The sequence below is a fragment of the Taylorella asinigenitalis ATCC 700933 genome (assembly GCF_000687755.1).
Taxonomy (GTDB): domain Bacteria; phylum Pseudomonadota; class Gammaproteobacteria; order Burkholderiales; family Burkholderiaceae_B; genus Taylorella; species Taylorella asinigenitalis.
Window position 1 is genome coordinate 184,379 of record NZ_JHXN01000001.1, and the last position, 17,696, is coordinate 202,074.

16 protein-coding genes are annotated in these 17,696 nt (G+C 37.3%); 1 reads left to right on the top strand and 15 read right to left on the bottom strand.

What is annotated here, in order from left to right; genetic code table 11:
* Positions 1-50: 50 nt before the first annotated feature.
* The 9 genes from hfq to ndk form a co-directional block, all read right to left on the bottom strand.
* The gene (hfq, locus tag T432_RS0100905; protein WP_028883791.1) at positions 51-332 is read right to left on the bottom strand and encodes an RNA chaperone Hfq; all 282 of its coding nucleotides are present in this window, start codon (positions 330-332) and stop codon (positions 51-53) included.
* Between the two features lie 124 nt (positions 333-456).
* Entirely contained in the window at positions 457-1,836 is a 1,380-nt protein-coding gene (gene der / locus T432_RS0100910; RefSeq protein ID WP_028883792.1) for a ribosome biogenesis GTPase Der, read from the bottom strand.
* Positions 1,836-2,990 (bottom strand): outer membrane protein assembly factor BamB, encoded by a 1,155-nt coding sequence (gene bamB, locus T432_RS0100915; protein ID WP_028883793.1) that lies wholly within the window; start codon positions 2,988-2,990, stop codon positions 1,836-1,838. The genes der and bamB overlap by 1 nt, the downstream gene beginning before the upstream one ends.
* On the bottom strand, positions 2,990-3,634 hold the full coding sequence (locus T432_RS0100920) for a YfgM family protein (RefSeq protein WP_028883794.1): 645 nt from the start codon (positions 3,632-3,634) through the stop codon (positions 2,990-2,992). Before T432_RS0100920 ends, bamB begins: the two co-directional genes overlap by 1 nt.
* 2 nt (positions 3,635-3,636) lie before the next feature.
* Positions 3,637-4,971: a histidine--tRNA ligase gene (gene hisS, locus T432_RS0100925; protein ID WP_028883795.1), complete on the bottom strand. Its 1,335-nt coding sequence runs from the start codon at positions 4,969-4,971 to the stop codon at positions 3,637-3,639.
* The gene (ispG, locus tag T432_RS0100930) at positions 4,964-6,235 is read right to left on the bottom strand and encodes a flavodoxin-dependent (E)-4-hydroxy-3-methylbut-2-enyl-diphosphate synthase (RefSeq protein WP_028883796.1); all 1,272 of its coding nucleotides are present in this window, start codon (positions 6,233-6,235) and stop codon (positions 4,964-4,966) included. Before ispG ends, hisS begins: the two co-directional genes overlap by 8 nt.
* Positions 6,232-6,714, bottom strand: coding sequence for a helix-turn-helix domain-containing protein (locus T432_RS0100935; RefSeq protein WP_014111426.1), 483 nt, complete (start codon positions 6,712-6,714; stop codon positions 6,232-6,234). Before T432_RS0100935 ends, ispG begins: the two co-directional genes overlap by 4 nt.
* A complete protein-coding gene (rlmN, locus tag T432_RS0100940) occupies positions 6,711-7,853 on the bottom strand; it encodes a dual-specificity RNA methyltransferase RlmN (RefSeq protein ID WP_028883797.1) in 1,143 nt (380 codons plus the stop codon). The genes T432_RS0100935 and rlmN overlap by 4 nt, the downstream gene beginning before the upstream one ends.
* A gap of 11 nt (positions 7,854-7,864) precedes the next feature.
* Complete coding sequence (gene ndk, locus T432_RS0100945; protein WP_028883798.1) at positions 7,865-8,272, bottom strand: nucleoside-diphosphate kinase; 408 nt, start codon at positions 8,270-8,272, stop codon at positions 7,865-7,867.
* 99 nt (positions 8,273-8,371) lie between these two features.
* Here ndk and T432_RS0100950 point away from each other — a divergent pair, with 99 nt between their 5' ends.
* The gene (locus T432_RS0100950; RefSeq protein ID WP_028883799.1) at positions 8,372-11,242 is read left to right on the top strand and encodes a valine--tRNA ligase; all 2,871 of its coding nucleotides are present in this window, start codon (positions 8,372-8,374) and stop codon (positions 11,240-11,242) included.
* 45 nt (positions 11,243-11,287) lie between these two features.
* Here the strand turns inward: T432_RS0100950 and T432_RS0100955 are convergent, their stop codons facing one another.
* From T432_RS0100955 to hemC, 6 genes are all read right to left on the bottom strand, one after another.
* A complete protein-coding gene (locus tag T432_RS0100955) occupies positions 11,288-11,716 on the bottom strand; it encodes a DUF5339 family protein (RefSeq protein ID WP_028883800.1) in 429 nt (142 codons plus the stop codon).
* Between the two features lie 129 nt (positions 11,717-11,845).
* On the bottom strand, positions 11,846-12,373 hold the full coding sequence (gene ppa / locus T432_RS0100960; RefSeq protein ID WP_028883801.1) for an inorganic diphosphatase: 528 nt from the start codon (positions 12,371-12,373) through the stop codon (positions 11,846-11,848).
* An 8-nt stretch (positions 12,374-12,381) separates the two neighbouring features.
* Complete coding sequence (locus T432_RS0100965; RefSeq protein WP_028883802.1) at positions 12,382-13,716, bottom strand: heme biosynthesis HemY N-terminal domain-containing protein; 1,335 nt, start codon at positions 13,714-13,716, stop codon at positions 12,382-12,384.
* 9 nt (positions 13,717-13,725) lie between these two features.
* Complete coding sequence (locus T432_RS0100970; protein ID WP_028883803.1) at positions 13,726-15,978, bottom strand: uroporphyrinogen-III C-methyltransferase; 2,253 nt, start codon at positions 15,976-15,978, stop codon at positions 13,726-13,728.
* 19 nt (positions 15,979-15,997) lie between these two features.
* Positions 15,998-16,780, bottom strand: coding sequence for a uroporphyrinogen-III synthase (locus T432_RS0100975; protein ID WP_028883804.1), 783 nt, complete (start codon positions 16,778-16,780; stop codon positions 15,998-16,000).
* Entirely contained in the window at positions 16,755-17,696 is a 942-nt protein-coding gene (hemC, locus tag T432_RS0100980; RefSeq protein ID WP_028883805.1) for a hydroxymethylbilane synthase, read from the bottom strand. Before hemC ends, T432_RS0100975 begins: the two co-directional genes overlap by 26 nt.

Below are 17,696 nucleotides of genomic sequence, written 5' to 3' on the forward strand. Positions count from 1 at the left end.
TAAGGATAACCCGTCGCTGAAGCCAGGACGGGAAAGTTATGGAGAAATAACTACTCTTGTGTATCGAGTGAATTTGAAGAGATTTGTTGTTCTTCTGTAAATTCTGACAATTCACTAGGAAAAGGTACTGCTCTTGCAGGAACTACAGTAGAAATCGCATGCTTATAAACCATTTGAGTGACGGTATTCCTAAGCAAAATAACATACTGATCAAATGACTCGACTTGACCTTGTAACTTTATGCCATTAACTAGATAAATTGAAACTGGGATATGCTCTTTTCTAAGGGCATTAAGGAAAGGATCTTGTAGTGATTGTCCTTTAAAACTCATTTGAAGTGCTCCGTGTTGTTTTTATATAAAAGCAAGTTGTAGATAAAGAATCCACATCAAACATATTAACGATTATAAATTTAACAAACAAGACAATAAGGGTATCTTGTAAAAATACTACAGTTCAATATCTTTCTAAGTATGGATTGGTCGTTGATTTAAATTCAATTCTCAAAGGTGTGCCTTCCAACTTAAAGGCCTTTCTAAACCTAGCTTCCAAGTAACGTCTATATGAGTCGGGAATAGCATCGAGTGCGTTTCCGTGAATAATTACTAATGGTGGATTTTGACCGCCTTGATGTGCGTAACGCATCTTAGGCCTAAAAATACCTTTTCTTGGAGGTGGTTGTTGTTCAACGGCCGATTGAAGTTCACGGGTAAGTTTAGGAGTGGCTAATTTCCTAAATGCTGCTTCATGTGCTTGATTTACAGATTTAAGCAATGATTTTATTCCGTGAGCCTTTAAAGCGGAAATATAATGCACCTTCGCAAATGAAAGGAAACGAAGTTTTCGTTCGAATTCTCTTATAACCCACTCACGCTTATCTTCAGATAATCCATCCCATTTATTAATTGCTACTACTAAAGCTCTTCCAGATTCCAAAATAAATCCTGCAATGTGAGCATCTTGTTCAGATATTTCACTTTGGGCGTCTAAAACCAAAACCACAACATTACATGCTTCAATGGCTTGCAAAGTTTTAATCACCGAAAACTTTTCAATAGATTCAAAAACTTTCCCTCTTTTTCGCAACCCAGCAGTGTCGATTAATTTGTATTTTTTGCCGTTACTCTCAAAATCAATTTCAATTGCATCTCTAGTCGTACCTGGCATATCGAAAGCAATCACTCTTTGCTCCCCTAAAAGAGAGTTTATGAGAGTAGATTTTCCAACATTTGGACGACCGACTACAGCTAATTTAATTCTGTGGTCTTTGAATTCAGTTTCATTTGAATCTGAATCCACCTCATCTTCTGAAGAAATAGAAGTTTCGTCTTCGACTTGGGGTATTTTTGATAAGGCAACTTCAATTAAATTAGCTACCCCATCACCATGAGCAGAAGATATGGCTAATGGTTCACCCAAACCTAGTTCGTGGAATTCGGCTGAAGCCTGAGAAGCTTGTAATCCTTCAGCCTTATTTACAGCAAGAATAACAGGTACACCAACCTTTCTAAGCTTTACAGCAATTTCGTGGTCATGTGCATTTATACCCGAGCGAGCATCTACCAAAAAAATGACCACGTCACTTTCAGATATAGCCAGCTCAGTTTGTCGGGCCATCTCTTTAATAATACCCGTTTTAACTTTTGGCTCAAAACCACCAGTATCAATAACAAGAAATGGTCTATCACCTACGCGACCTTCTCCGTAATGCCTATCACGAGTGAGTCCAGAGTAGTCAGCCACTATTGCATTTCTACTTCTAGTAAGCCTGTTAAATAGAGTTGATTTGCCGACATTCGGACGTCCTACCAACGCCACTACGGGTTTATAGACCATTAATTTACTCTAATTAACATCAAGGTTCCACTACCATTTTGAACGACTACACCTTTATCCGTTGGTAATAGTGGAGATACTATATCCTTGCTAGAACCTGCAGAAAATCGTCCAACAAGAGACCCCGATTTGGTATCGTAAACATGGATGAGGCCAGCTAAATCACCCACATATAAATAATTTTGATAAACAACTGGATTTGTGAGTCCTCTATTTATTAATGTTTGATCAGACCATGCAATTTGTCCGTTTGCTAAGGAGAAAGCAGCTACGGTTCCATCAATAGATGCACCATAGATAATATTATTGTCGTACCCTAGGCCTACAGCAGATGAAAACGGTTCAAACCAAACAGGTGTCAATCTACTATTTTTAATAGAATAGCAAGTTATATTACCTTGATAGCTAGACGTACAAACCCCGTCATTAAATACTAGTGGTTGCCCTACCACATCTGTTACGCTGTCTATATCGCTTGGTCCCTTAGCAGAAGCTGAATGGATTTCCCAATTAACAGTGCCATCATTTAAATTAAGAGATACTAGTTTACCTGTAGGAACAGCAACAATTACGGCATTATTTATTAAAGCCATTCTAGAATTTGTTTTAAGAGATAGGATAGGGTTAGTGCGAACAAAACTCCAATGTAATTTCCCGTCCTTAGAATCAAATGCTTGTACACGGAAATCATCTGCCCTAACTATTACTTTTCCAAAACCAGCGATAGGAGGCATGGTTGATATGGTAGATAACTCAGTATCCCAAACCTTTTCCCCAGTTTGAGCATTAAGAGCATAAGCTTTAGCTTTACGATCAGTCACAATAACTAAACCATCACCTACCCCAACACCACTAGTGAGTTTCGTATCTAATTTAGTCGACCAAGCAATATTACCGTTTTCTGCATTCACGCGGACTACAGTGCCGTCTGGTGTGGCTGCAAAAATTGAATTATCTGCGTAAACTGGTGCAAATCCAGCTGAACCACCAGAACCAATACTTGTTTGCCATACGGTATTCACAACAATAGACTGTTTAATATCAGCAAGTTTAGCGGGCTCGAATCTTCTCTCATTTTTAAACAGGCTGCATGCACCTAAAAGACTAGTTAAAGCTAATACAGCTATAAATTTTCTTTTTAATGTAAGTTTCATCACTCAGCTCCGTATACTTTTAATTTCATATTAATCACTTCAAGAAAACTTGGATTGAGATCTTTGTTTTTTGCAAGTTCCTTCCATATCGTAAAGGCCTGCTCACGTTGACCTTCAGCCATCAATATATCTGCCTCTCTATCCTTAAATAAAGGCACAAAACTTTCAGCTGGATTTTTCAATAATTCTCGAGCTTTATTTTTATCCCCCTCCGAAAGATATATAGCGGATAAATTTAAAGATGCACTTGATACTATTCCTTTATCTTTTGAATTTGAAATGGCCCATTCTAAATTCTCTCTTGAAGCTTTTAAGTCCTTAGTTTTATAGAAGATTTCTCCAGCTATAAGAGTAGCTCTGTCAGTATAAGCAGATGAACTAAAATCTTCCTTAAGCACGCTCAAAGCCTCTGTTAATCTCTGAATATCTGATTGCTGAGGATTTGGATTTTGAGAAACACTATAGACAATATCATAATACCCTAGGGCTTTACGAGATTGTCTGTTCTCGTACCATTGCCACCCTTGGTAGGCCAAATAAGCAATTGCCAAAATTGTAAGAATAGACGTAACCAGATTACCGTATCTAGCCCACCAGTTTTTTATCTGGTCTATCTTTTCTTGTTCTTCTAAGTCATAAGCCATTTTTATGCATCCTTTTTATTTGTAAGCTTAGTCAAAAAATCCACAAGTTCACATGTTGGAATTGTAGTTTGCTCTATCGAACTACCATCAGGATTCAGTTGCAATTGCTTGATTGAAACAGTGTTCGATTCTAGTTCAGACTCTCCAATAATTATTGCATACATCGCACCAGAGAAATCCGCTCTTTTGAATTGATTCTTAAAGTTTTGAGAACCTGCGTGAACAATGGCTTTAAAACCATTATTTCTGCAAAGTTCGGCTAGTTGAGAGCATTTGCGAGAAGCTTCTTCATTTTGATAAATAAAATAAATATCAGTTTCAGGCCCCATATCAGTAAACAAATTTTTAATAGTCTCGTCTTTAGAGTCTGAAATCACAAGACTTAATAATCTTTCAAGCCCAATTGCAAAACCTACGCATGGAGTTGGTTTACCACCAAGAAGCTCAAATAAGCCGTCATAACGACCACCACCACAAACAGTTGCTTGTGCACCTAGACTACCTGTCACCCATTCAAATACTGTCAGATTATAGTAGTCAAGTCCCCTTACGAGACGAGGATTTATTGTGTATTCTATACCAGCCTCATCAAGCCTTTTTCTGATTTCATTGAAATGCCCTAAAGAATCTTCACCAAGAAAATCAAACAATTTTGGTGCAGAATTAGCCATCTTCTGTAAATCAGGATTTTTTGTGTCAAGAACACGCAAAGGGTTAGTATACATGCGACGCTTTGCATCTTCATCCAAAATATCAAGATGCTTTTCAAGATGCTTAATTAATGCCTCTCTATGGGCTAATCTTTCACTGACTTGACCAAGAGAATTTAATTCAAGATGAATATCCTCAAGGCCAAGATCCTTCCATAATCTGTTCAATAAAATAATTTGTTCGGCATCAATATCAGAACCAGCAAAACCCATCGCTTCCACAGATATTTGATGAAATTGTCTGTATCTACCCTTTTGCGGACGCTCATGCCTAAAAACTGGCCCCATAGTATACAGTCTTTGAGGTCTATCAAATGTCAAACTATGTTCGATCGCAGCACGCACTATACCAGCTGTAAATTCAGGTCGCATCGTAAGCATGTCCGTTTTGTCCTGACTCATAGAAAATGTGTACATTTCTTTTTCTACAATGTCTGTAACCTCTCCTATACCTCTAGCAAAGAGTTTTGTCTGTTCTAGTATAGGAGTTCGGATATTGAGATATCCATAAGCAGCCATAAGATTATGTAGAATGTTTTCTAATCGAAGCCATTGAAATGATTCTTTAGGAAGAATGTCATTCATCCCCCTAATGGCATTTATTTTTTCTAATTTATTATTAGTCATTATCTTTGCTGAATCTGCGATGTATATAATCTAGAACGATTTGTTGAAATTCTGTGGCAATGTTCTCGCCTTTTAATGTGACGGTTCTTTCACCGTCTACATATACAGGGGCAGCAGGAACCTCTCCTGTTCCAGGCAAGCTTATTCCAATATCTGCGTGCCTACTTTCTCCTGGACCATTTACTACACAACCCATCACGGCAACATTGAGATTTTCAACACCTGGATATTTTTCTTTCCATACTGGCATTTGAGTTCTTAAAAAAGATTGAATATCATCGGCCAATGTTTGAAAAAATGTACTCGATGTTCTTCCGCATCCTGGACAAGCCACAACCATCGGAGTGAACGCTCTAAGCCCCATAGTTTGCAAAATCTCTTGAGCTACAATAACCTCTTTTCTTCGATCACCGCCAGGCTCTGGTGTAAGGGATATACGAATAGTGTCTCCAATACCCTCTTGAAGCAATACCGCAAGAGCAGCTGTAGATGCAACTATACCTTTGCTACCCATACCAGCCTCAGTCAAACCTAAATGCAGTGCAAAATCACATCTACTTGCAAGATTTCTATAAACACTAATCAAATCTTGTACATTACTAACTTTGCAAGATAGTATGATTTGCTCAGGTTTCATCCCAAGCTCTATTGCATAATTTGCGTTATCTATGGCCGATTTTACAAGAGCCTCTCGCATTAAATCCTGAGCAGACCAAGGATTAGTTTGAGAATTATTAATATCCATCAATCTAGCCATTAAGTCATGATCAAGGCTACCCCAATTTACGCCAATACGAACTGGTTTATTATTACGCACAGCCACATCAATCATCTGAGCAAAATTATCTGCCCTTTTCTTTCCGCCACCAACATTTCCTGGATTTATTCGGTATTTAGACAATGCCTGTGCACATGAAGGATATCCAGCTAATAACTTATGCCCATTAAAATGGAAATCTCCTACCAAAGGCACATCTATACCCATCTTATCAAGCTGATCTCTGATAGCAGGTACAGCCTCAGCGGCTTCTGGAGAATTTACCGTGATACGCACTAATTCAGATCCTGCCAATGCCAGCTCTTTAACTTGTATAGCTGTGGCAATGGTTTCCGCCGTATCCTTATTAGTCATAGATTGAACAACTACGGGTGAATCTCCGCCCACAAAAACAGATCTCTGCCCCCAATTTATTTCAACTTTGTGAGTATTTTTCTTGGGGCTCGGACCTATAGGATATGGATTATCAGGTAGAGTTGAATTCATAGACCTAAATCTTCAAGAGTGAACATACCTTGGTTATAAGCCAAATACGCAACAACTCCTAAAACAATTAATATCAATAGTATCCACAATAAAGAACCTCCAGTACGTCTCGGAGTTTCCGTATCAGGCATAGATTCATTTAATTCAGAAGTAGGAACTGTTCTTAAATTTTTCACCGTTGAAGGTGCAATGTTTCCTGTTGCCTGTCCTAATTTTTGAAGAGCTATCTTATCGTCAGCTCCGATAGCTAAAGCAAATTTTTTAACTAATGATCTCAAAACAAAGCCATCTGGCAATGCTGACCATTGCTCCTGTTCAACTGCTTTAAGCTGACTAGTACTAAATTTAGTTTTATCGCTGATCTCATTAAAATCAATTCCATTAGAAGTCCTGATTTTATGCAGGTAGGCACCAACAGAGTCACTAGATAATGTTGAATTAGAAGACTCTCTTAATTCAGGTTTAATTTCATTATTCATAATGTTTCCTTTTTGATAGGAATGGATTTCCTTTTCCTCATTAATTCGGATATTTTACTTTTATCCTTAATATCTCCAGCAAGTTGACCACATGCAGCATCAATATCGTCTCCTCGTGTTTTTCGAGTTGTTGCTACAATCCCTGCATCGTTAAGAATAGCAGAAAATGCCCTAACTCTTTCGTGACTTGACCTCCTAAGGCCTGATTCAGGAAACGGATTAAAAGGTATTAAATTAACTTTACTTTTTACTTCGCGACATATATCTATTAATTGCTTTGCATGTGCGTCTGTATCATTAACCCCATCGAGCATAATGTACTCAAAGGTTATAAAATCCCTAGGTGCAAATTCAATATATCGATTACAAGCATCCATCAATTCCCTTAAAGGATATTTCTTATTTAATGGAATCAATTGGTCTCGTAATTCGTCATTAGGTGCATGCAGTGATACCGCAAGAGCAACAGGACAGTCTTGAGAGAGTTTATCCATAAAAGGGATAACACCTGAAGTGGAGACAGTCACCCTTCGTTTTGAGAGACCGTATGCATTTTGATCAATAAGCAATTTAATTGCTGGCAATACTTGATCATAGTTAAGTAGCGGCTCTCCCATACCCATAAAAACTACATTTGTAATAACCCTATCATCTTCTGCTTCTAATCCGCTATCAGTATTGAGACTTTTTTTAATTTCATCTCGAGCCCACCATACTTGTCCAATGATTTCAGAGGTGCTTAGATTTCTATTAAAGCCCTGATGCCCAGTAGAACAAAATCTACAGGCTACGGTACATCCAGCTTGACTAGAAATACATAATGTACCCCTATCATCTTCAGGTATATAGACTGTTTCTATAGCATTATTATTTTGAACATCAAAAAGCCACTTAATTGTCCCATCCGATGAAACTTGCTTAGTGATAACTTTTGGGGTGGCAATGACTGAGTATTCTGTCAAATGACTACGAAAATCATTTGCTAAGTTTGTCATATTCGAAAAATCAGATTTACCCTTCTGGTGAATCCAATTTATAAGTTGTTTAGCCCTAAAAGGCTTATGCCCCCACTTAGCAACTAGCTCAGTGAGGGACACATTATCGAGACCAATTAAATTAATTTTCTCAGATTTGGTCACGGGAAAATTTATTATTTACCGAAAAAGTATTCGATTTCAGTTTTAGCTGTTTCTGCAGCATCAGAACCATGAACTGCGTTAGCGTCAATACTTTCAGCGAAATCTGCACGAATAGTACCTGGCTCAGCCTTTTTAGGATCTGTTGCACCCATAAGTTCGCGATTTTTTGCAATTGCATTTTCGCCTTCTAGAACTTGGACAAATACAGGACCAGAAATCATAAATTCAACTAAATCATTAAAGAATGGACGCTCTTTATGAACAGCATAAAAGCCCTCAGCTTGTTCACGAGTTAGTTGTGTTAATTTTGCTTCAACTACTTTTAAACCAGCTTTTTCAAAGCGAGTAATTATCTCGCCGATAACATTTTTCTTAACAGCATCTGGTTTAATGATTGATAGAGTTCGTTCAATAGACATATAAATCCTTAGGAAAATAATTTAGTCGATTATTTTAACATTCTAAGGCTTCATTCTCTTACTATATTAAAATAATCATTTTCCAATTTGCTTTTAATAATGTCCCATTTTGATACAGACAAATTCGATTTAAATAAACCCTATAGTCCATATTCTCTAGAATCTAATATTTACCAACTTTGGGAATCCAATAACGCATTTGTAGCTGGCCAGTACGTTCAAACAGATTCACCTCTATCTGGTGAAACTTTTACAATCCAATTCCCTCCCCCAAACGTTACTGGTTTTTTGCATATGGGGCATGCATTTAATAACACCATAATGGACGGCTTGGCTAGGTACTATCGTATGAACGGAAGTGATACGGTATTTATTCCAGGTTCAGATCACGCAGGCATTGCCACCCAAATTGTAGTTGAAAGACAGTTAGACGCTGAGGGCATTTCTCGCCATGATCTAGGTAGAGAGAAATTTCTAGAAAAAGTTTGGGAATGGAAAAATCTCTCGGGTGGCACAATTCATAAGCAAGTTAGACGTTTAGGTAGTTCTGCAGACTGGTCTAGAGAATATTTCACTATGGATGATCAGATGAGTCAGGGAGTAGTAGAAGCCTTCGTTAAACTTTATGAACAAGGGCTAATTTATAGAGGGAAGCGTCTTGTCAACTGGGACCCTGTTTTAGGTACTGCAATTTCTGATCTGGAAGTGGAAAGCACTGAAGAAGATGGCTCTATGTGGTACATACGATATCCATTAGTGGAACCTACAGAAGAGCATAAATACTTAGTTGTAGCAACTACACGTCCAGAGACTATGCTTGGGGATGTTGCAGTAATGGTGCATCCTGATGATGAGAGATTTAAGGGGGTGATTGGGAAAGCGGTAGCATTGCCACTAACAAACAGGCAAATTCCAATAATCGCAGATGAATATGTGGATATGGAATTTGGAACTGGTGTCGTAAAAGTCACTCCAGCTCATGATTTTAACGACAATGCAGTCGGCCAAAGACATGGACTTGAGCAAATTAATGTATTGACATTGGACGCTAAAATAAACGAAAACGCCCCTAGTCAGTACGTTGGGCTTGATAGATTTGAAGCACGTAAAAGAATCGTTGCTGATCTTGAAGCACAAGGGCTTTTAGAAGAAATTAAGCCACATAAATTAATGGTTCCAAGAGGCGATAGAACCAAAACTATCATTGAACCTATGCTTACGGATCAATGGTACGTTGCCATGACTAAGCCTGCTCCAGACGGCACATTTAATCCAGGCAAATCAATCTCTGAAGTTGCACTAGAAGTAGTTAATAACGGCGATATTAAGTTTTATCCTGAGAATTGGACTACAACCTACAATCAATGGCTTGAAAATATTCAAGACTGGTGTATTTCAAGGCAATTATGGTGGGGGCATCAAATTCCTGCATGGTACGGCGAAAATGGGGAAATTTTTGTTGCACGAAATGAGGCTGAGGCTAAAGAGAAAGCTGCGAGTGCTGGATATTCTGGTAGTTTAAAAAGAGATGAAGATGTACTTGATACCTGGTTCTCTTCTGCCCTTGTTCCATTTACAACTATGGGATGGCCCGAACCTAGTGAAGATTACGAAAAATATTTACCCTCAAGTGTCTTGGTAACTGGGTTTGACATTATTTTCTTTTGGGTTGCTAGAATGATTATGATGTCTATGCACTTAACAGGTCAAATTCCATTTAAAGTAGTTTATGTACATGGTTTGATTTTAGATGCCCATGGTCAAAAAATGAGTAAATCCAAAGGAAATACACTCGACCCAGTGGATTTAATTGATGGGGTTGATCTAGAAACACTTGTTAAAAAACGTACTCAGGGATTGATGAATCCTAAACAAGCAAGCAAAATTGAAAAGGATACTCGTAAAGACTATCCAAATGGCATAAGCAGCTATGGGGCAGATGCTTTAAGATTTACGATGGCCACATATGCTACGCTTGGTCGTAATATGAATTTTGATTTAAAGCGTTGCGAGGGTTATAGAAATTTCTGCAATAAGCTATGGAATGCTACGAGATTTGTTCTTATGAATGTTGAGGGCAAGCCAATTTATGAAACATCAATTTTCTCACCTGATTTTGATCCAAAAGATATTCGGATCGTTGATCAATGGATTATTAGTGAGTTTCAAAGCTTTGTCTCTGAGATTCGTAAAGGGTTTGAGGAATATCGGTTCGATAATATCGCAAATAATATATATAGGTTTGTGTGGGATGAATTCTGCGACTGGTATCTTGAACTCTCCAAAATATTACTAAACACAGGAGATGAGGACGAACAACCTATTACCAGACGTGTACTAATAGATATATTGGAAGGAATACTTAGGGTTGCCCATCCGATTATTCCTTTTATTACGGAAACTCTATGGCAGAAAGTGTCTAAAGTTTCAGGATCGTATTTTAATACCGAAAATACTGAGCCCGTATTCCTGTGTCATCAGGCGTATCCATTGCCAAAAGAATATTTAATTGATGATGATGCAATGGTAGAGGTTAAGGAAATTAAAGCCACTATTGAGGCAATTCGTGCACTTCGAGGAGAGATGCAAATTTCACCTGCTCAGAAAATAGATCTCTATTTAGTTCAATCCTATGATATGGCTGATTATTTTCCATACATAAAGGCTTTGGCTAAGGTAGAGAATATAGAGATAGTAGATGCATTGCCAGATATAGGAGCACCGAGCCAGATTCTTACTCACTGTTCGCTTATGCTTAATGTGAAGGTCGATATTGAGGCGGAAACGGCAAGATTAAATAAAGAAATTGCAAATTTGTCTAAGGAAATCGAAAAAGCTCAAAATAAGCTAAATAATCCTAATTTTGTAGAAAAAGCTCCAGAACAAGTAATAGAGCAAGAGAAATCTAGAGTTGCACATTTCACTGATTTATTAATAAAGGTCAAAGAACAACTCTCAAGATTAAAATAAAAAAAGCCTCCTAAATGGAGGCTTAATAAAACAATAATCAACCAATTATTGAGGCATACCTGGCATACCTTTCATTTGTTCTTTCATTTGATTAAATTGATCATTAGCTTGTTTGCAAGCTGAAGCCATTTGACCTTGATCGTTATAGTTTTTCAAAGAAGCACGAGTTTGCTCTTCAGCTTGTTTGAAAGAATCCTTCATTTGTTGCATTGAAGGATCTGAAGGCAATTTAGCTAAATAATCATTTATATTTTTGAAGTAATCTTCACATTCTTGAGGTAAAGTACCGTCAGCAGCTGTTGTAGTTGTTTCAGTAGTAGTTGTAGTTGTTTCTGTTGCAGGAGCTGTAGTTTCAGCAGGTGCAGTTGTAGTAGTTGTTGTCGTTGTTTCAGAAACTTTAGTTTCTTCTTTATCACCGCAAGCTGCAAGCACAACTGCAGAGAAAAGTGTAGCTAGAACTAATGATTTTTTCATAATATCCAAACTCCTTTAAAATTTATTGGATTATTTTGTGAAATATTAAATTCACAATGTTAATATTTTATTACAAATTTTATATAACCAATTAATTTCAGCAAATTAAGTAACTGAAACAAACAAAATTTACTCTTTGTAAGATTTTTGAGCCTCTAGTACATCAGTTTTAGCAGATTCAATTCCTTCAAAACCTGTAACTTTGACCCATTTACCTTCCTCTAAATCCTTATAGTGCTCAAAGAAATGTTTGATTTGATTTAAATCCTGTTGCGGCAAATCATTAATATCCTTAAATTGAGCATATGGAGGATATAACTTTGTAACTGGAACAGCAATTAATTTAGCATCCAAACCAGATTCATCTTCCATTTTTAAGACACCTAGAGGTCTACATTTGATAAAGCTCCCTGCAATAATTGGATATGGAGTCTTTACTAATACGTCTACTGGATCACCATCAGGAGAAAGGGTTTTTGGTATATAACCATAGTTATATGGATAGTACATAGCAGTAAGCATAAATCTATCAACAACTACAGCCCCTGTTTCTTTATCAACTTCATATTTAACAGGATCTGAATTCATTGGAATTTCAATAACTACATTGAATTCCTCTGGTAACTTATCCCCTGCCTTAACATCTTTAAGACTCATATAATCTCCTAATTTAATGGTTTTTCTTTGTAGGATTGAACATTATCTTCTAAAAAGTGATCATCTGGTTTTTCAAGATTTTTAACATCTGGAGGAGTAATTGGATCATTACTCAAATCAGCTGGCTCTATAAAAAGAAGATGATCCTGATTTGTAAAATCAGTATTAATTAAGGAAGCCTTTCTCCAATGTGTTAATGCTTGGTTATGATTTCCTTGTTTATCATAAAGAACTCCCAAGAGTGCATGAACTCTTTCATTATCTTTAATTTTCAAACTTTGAGTTAAATATTTCTCAGCCTGACCCCACAAACTATTTGCTAAACATAATTGGCCAAGGGCAAGTAATAGCTCATGATTGTTAGGGTCTGTTGTAAGCCATTTTTGAGCTTTATGAAGTCTTTCATTCACTACAGATTCATGAGCTCTGGCGTAATATGCCAAAACAGCCGAATTTAGCTTATTATTAATTGAAGTCTCTAAAGCTTGAGAGGATTTACTATATTCTTCTAATTGATCAAATCTCCTAGAAATAGCTAAAGCAATATCAGGGAACTGCTTCTCTTCTTTAGGTAGAGAATTATAGAAACTAACAGCATCATCATACTTGGCCCTTGAAATTAATTTAGGGCCGAATTCTCTCATTAAACCTAAGTATTCCTCTTTGGAAATAGATTTTCTTTTATATAAGAATTTAGCGGTGTCAATTAATTTAACTTCTTGGTCAGTTTGTTCATAAGCTCTTAGTAATTGATGTTTAATATGAAGTTGCTTATTATCTACAGAATCTGCATATTCCAAATACATTAAAGCATTATGAGCTTGACCCTGTTCAATAAGCAAATCCGCTTGAACAGCCACTACAGCAGCATCTAATTTAGGATTATCCGCACTAAGTCTTCTAGCATCTTTAAGCAAAAGATCTCTTTTAGGATAATCTCCTATAGCATGGGCCGCTCTAGCCGCCCCGATATTAGCTAATATATGCCTATCGACGTTTTTAGTGTGATATGTAAGCTTTGTGAAATTTTTCTCAGCGTCATAATGCTTGCCCTCAAGAAGATCAACCCACCCTCTTTCAAGCAAACGAATATCTTTTTTGTGATGACGTTCTTCAGACCAATCTACTACGGCCTTAGGTCTTGAGAGAATCCAACCGATAAGTCTGAATAAAAGATATAAGACAATGAATGCAATTAAAAGAGCGACGACTGCAGTAAGAAGTGAGACGGTCCGGCGTTCATTGCCAGTGACAATCATAACAACATCATTACTATCTTTAAACAATAGCACTAGACCTATCGCAAGTCCTAAAAAAATTATTAATTTAATTAAAGCTTTCATTGTTAGGTCCTAATTGTTCGGTTTAATCTCAGATGTAATTGGATACAGCTCTTTATACACACGGAGCGTCTCTGTCATTATTGGATATTTAGTAGCAATAGGCTCTTCCATCAGCTTATCCAATACAGCTATCACGTGAGCGGCTTCAGGCGACTCAGGATTGGTATTTGATTGGATAATAGTTTTAACCTCATTTAATGAAGATTTCCAATATTCTCCATCTCCACTATTAAGGGCGGATTGAGCAAAATTCAAATGGTTTATCGCAGATAATTTCAGCGTTTTGACCTCTTCAATAGACAATGTGGCCGAACTTATGTCGTCAAATTTTTCCACTTTGACTAATGACTGAATGTCCTCTTTTACACCATTGTATATATCGGAAGGGATTTCTTTTACAGAATTCCACTGACGGGCAAACCAATTCCCTTTAGGCTTCTCATCTACCTTAGCCTCAGATTCCGACGGTGCAGTATCAGCATTCATAGCTTTAGAAGTCTCAAGAGAATTTAGGTCAGATTTTTTATCTGCACTATTAAATGGCAAATCATAGATAAGCTTCTGAAGGTCCTTAGTTACGCTGGCAATGCGTGCTTGATCCATACCCTGAACTGATTCAATATTCTTTCTGTCTTTATCGATAGCTTCTTGGAGCTTCGGATCTAGGTCCTCGGAGCTTAATAGAGCAATAACACTTAAAGCCTTTGGTCTATCCCTAGATACGAGCAAATAGTTATTTGCTTGGTCGATTCTTGATTTAATTTGTGCAACCTTCTGTCTATAAATAGGATCTAGTTCTGGTGGCAATGCTGTCGGCCCTTTAGTATCTACTGATTGCACAGGTGTTGATGGTTGAACTGGTTTTTGCTCAACAGGCACAATCACTGGAACCTCTAGTTCAGAAGGCTCTGCAGGACCAGTAGGCTCAACAATGTCTATAGGCTTATTTTGAAATTCAGGCCCAGGCTGTGTTCCTGATTCCGACCCAGGCTGTGTTACTGATTCAGGCTGAGATTTAGGCTCGGATTGGGCTCCTGTTTCTGGCTGCGATTCAGGCTCGGATTGTGCTTGTTTTTCAGGCTCAACGCCAGTCATTACAGGAGAACTAACAGGGTCCACAACTTTAATTGGATCTCTTGGTAGAATATTTTCTGAAACTGCAATGTCGGGTTCATTAGACGACCCTTCAGAATTTGACGGTACAACGCCCAGCATAGTATCAGATGAGTCGGTACCCTCCTGTTTCGATTCCAATACCGTTTCCGATTTTGAATCCGAATCAGATCCCGATTCCGATTTAGATTTCGAATCTGTTTCAATATCAGTATCTATTTGATTACTTTTGTACTGATCCGGTGGAATTTCAAACACCTCTACAACATCAGGTTTTCTATCAGTTTCATCTGGATTTTGAAATTCATTTTGACCAAATAAATTTGGATCTAATTTGCTAGATTCTTCGTTAGGAGTTACAGCTTTAGGCTCTGTAGCACCATCAGTTTGATTAATATTTTCAGCTGATTCTTGCGTTAGAGTTTGTGTTTGTGTTTGATTTTGATCTAAATCTTTTTGTTCAGCCTCAGATAAAACACTATCCAATTTAGAATTCTCAGTATTGCTACTTTCATCTAATATAAGCTCATTTTTATCTTCAGTTGGTGGAACAGTGCTTATAGACGGTACGTCGCTTGTAGGTGCCTCTGATTGAATATCCTCTGTAACTGATTCAGATGAATTTGAATCAACAATGGACGTGTCAGATACAGAATTTTCAGTAGCCGAACTCTCAGATTCAGTAGAATTTGTGTTTGGAGACTCGGAAATCGCAGACAAATTAGAATCATTATTTTGTTCCATTTGATTCTGCGATTCATTTGATTCAGTACTTACAACAGCATTAGGTTTATTCAAATAATTTTCGTAAATAAAATAACCGCCGCCCCCAAGCAATGCCAGAACAAGAACCCAAATTAATGGGCTTGGGCCCCCCTTAGTTTTAGACTCTGTAACTTCAGGTTCAACAACTTCTTCCTCAAGGTCAGTAACTTCCACAGTTTCTGGTTCTGTATAAGGAGTATCAGACAAATCATCAATTTCTTCAGCTGACTCACTCATGTCAATGCTTTCCTGATGCGAAATCGTATCCTCATACTCGCTTTCAGTCTCAATTTCCGAGTCCAAAATCTCAGCATCCTCAATGTCTCGTTTTTTGGTTTCAATTTGAGTTAGCTCTTCAACATCTTCAAATGACTTATCTTTCATTGATGCACTCTCAGGAATTTTAATGTTTTATATTGTACTTCATAGGTTCGAATATAGAGGCCAATTTTGCATGAATTATATTTGCTTCTAGGCTCACAATTTCACATTTTTTATTTGGCAAGAAGTCCCTATGATTTTCATGCAAAACAAGATATAGGGTTCTTTTAAGCAATTCAGGCTCACAGTATTTCTCTAATTGTGGCATCAGCCCCCTAATCCCATCTGGACTCGTAAACAGAATAGCTAAATCATCTTGAGAGTCCAAATTAGAAAAAATTGACATTTCATGCCCCGAATAGTCCTTGCTAAGTCTTTTATAAATTTCTAGTTCATAGATTTCATGAGAGTCTTTTGACATAGCAGTTTTAAAGAATTCACGACCACCCTCTCCCTTTACGATAAGAATCTTACTATTGGGTCTGACAAGTTTATGGATTTTTAAATATAAAGAATAAGAATCATGAACATCATTTTCAGGGAAAATAATTTGCGCATCTGCTGCAGAATATTTTCTTATTTCACTTGCCGTCCCAGGGCCTACGCATAGAAATTTAATTTGAGTTGGCAATGCCTTTGCATATTTCTCATAATTTTTAAAAAAAATTGCTACGGCGTTTTTACTTACAAAAAAAATATATTGCAGTGAACTTATTAAATCCAATGATAGGATATCTTGAGGAGGTATTAACGGCATTATTTTGAGTGCGGGCATATTATGAAACGTTGCACTCATCAAAGGTTTTAATGCAGAAATTAATTCAGAATTACGCTCAGAATTACTCGTTAATACCAAGTGAAGCATTGATTATTTCCTGTGCTCCTTGATTTTTCAATTCCATCGATACTCTTTGAGCTATTACCTTATAATCCTCAGGCGGCCCTTCGCATTCAGTGTAAGCAACTTTAGATCCATCGCTTTTTGCAACTAAGCCTCGTAGATGAAGAGTATCATGAACAATCCATGCATGAGCGGCCAGAGGCACTTGACAAGACCCACCCAAAGATTCCGATACAAGTCGCTCTGCAGTGACACATATACTTGTTTCATCATCATGCAAGTAAGAAAGCATCTCTTTTAGTGCATATTTATTTTTAAGAATTTCAATAGCTAATGCACCTTGACCTACTGCTGGCAATGATTCGTCAATCGACAAAAACGATTTTATTCGGTTCATCATTCCAAGTCTTTTTAGACCCGCAGCAGCAAGAATAATTCCTGAATACATGCCTTCATCTAGTCTTCGAATCCTAGTATCTAAATTTCCACGTAATGGCATTACTTGAAGATCAGGAAATTTTGCCCTAATTTGAGACTCACGTCTTAAACTGGAAGTTCCAACAATTGATCCAGCTGGAAGGTCATATAACGATTTATAAACATTTGATACAAAGGCATCCATTGGATTTTCTCTTTTCATGATGCAAGCAATCTCAAAATGATCTTGCATTTCAACTGGAACATCCTTTAGGCTATGAACGGCTAAATCGCACTCTCCAGATAAAAGAGAATTTTCTAACTCTTTAGTAAATAAACCCTTACCTCCAATTTTGGATAGTGACCTATCTATGATCTTATCCCCTTTAGTCGTCATTTTAACGAGTTCGACATTAAGGTGAGGAAATACTGAAGTTAACCTTTGTTTAACGAATTCGGCCTGCCAAACAGCAAGCCTACTTTCGCGTGTAGCTATTCTTAAATTTTTTATGCTCAATACCAT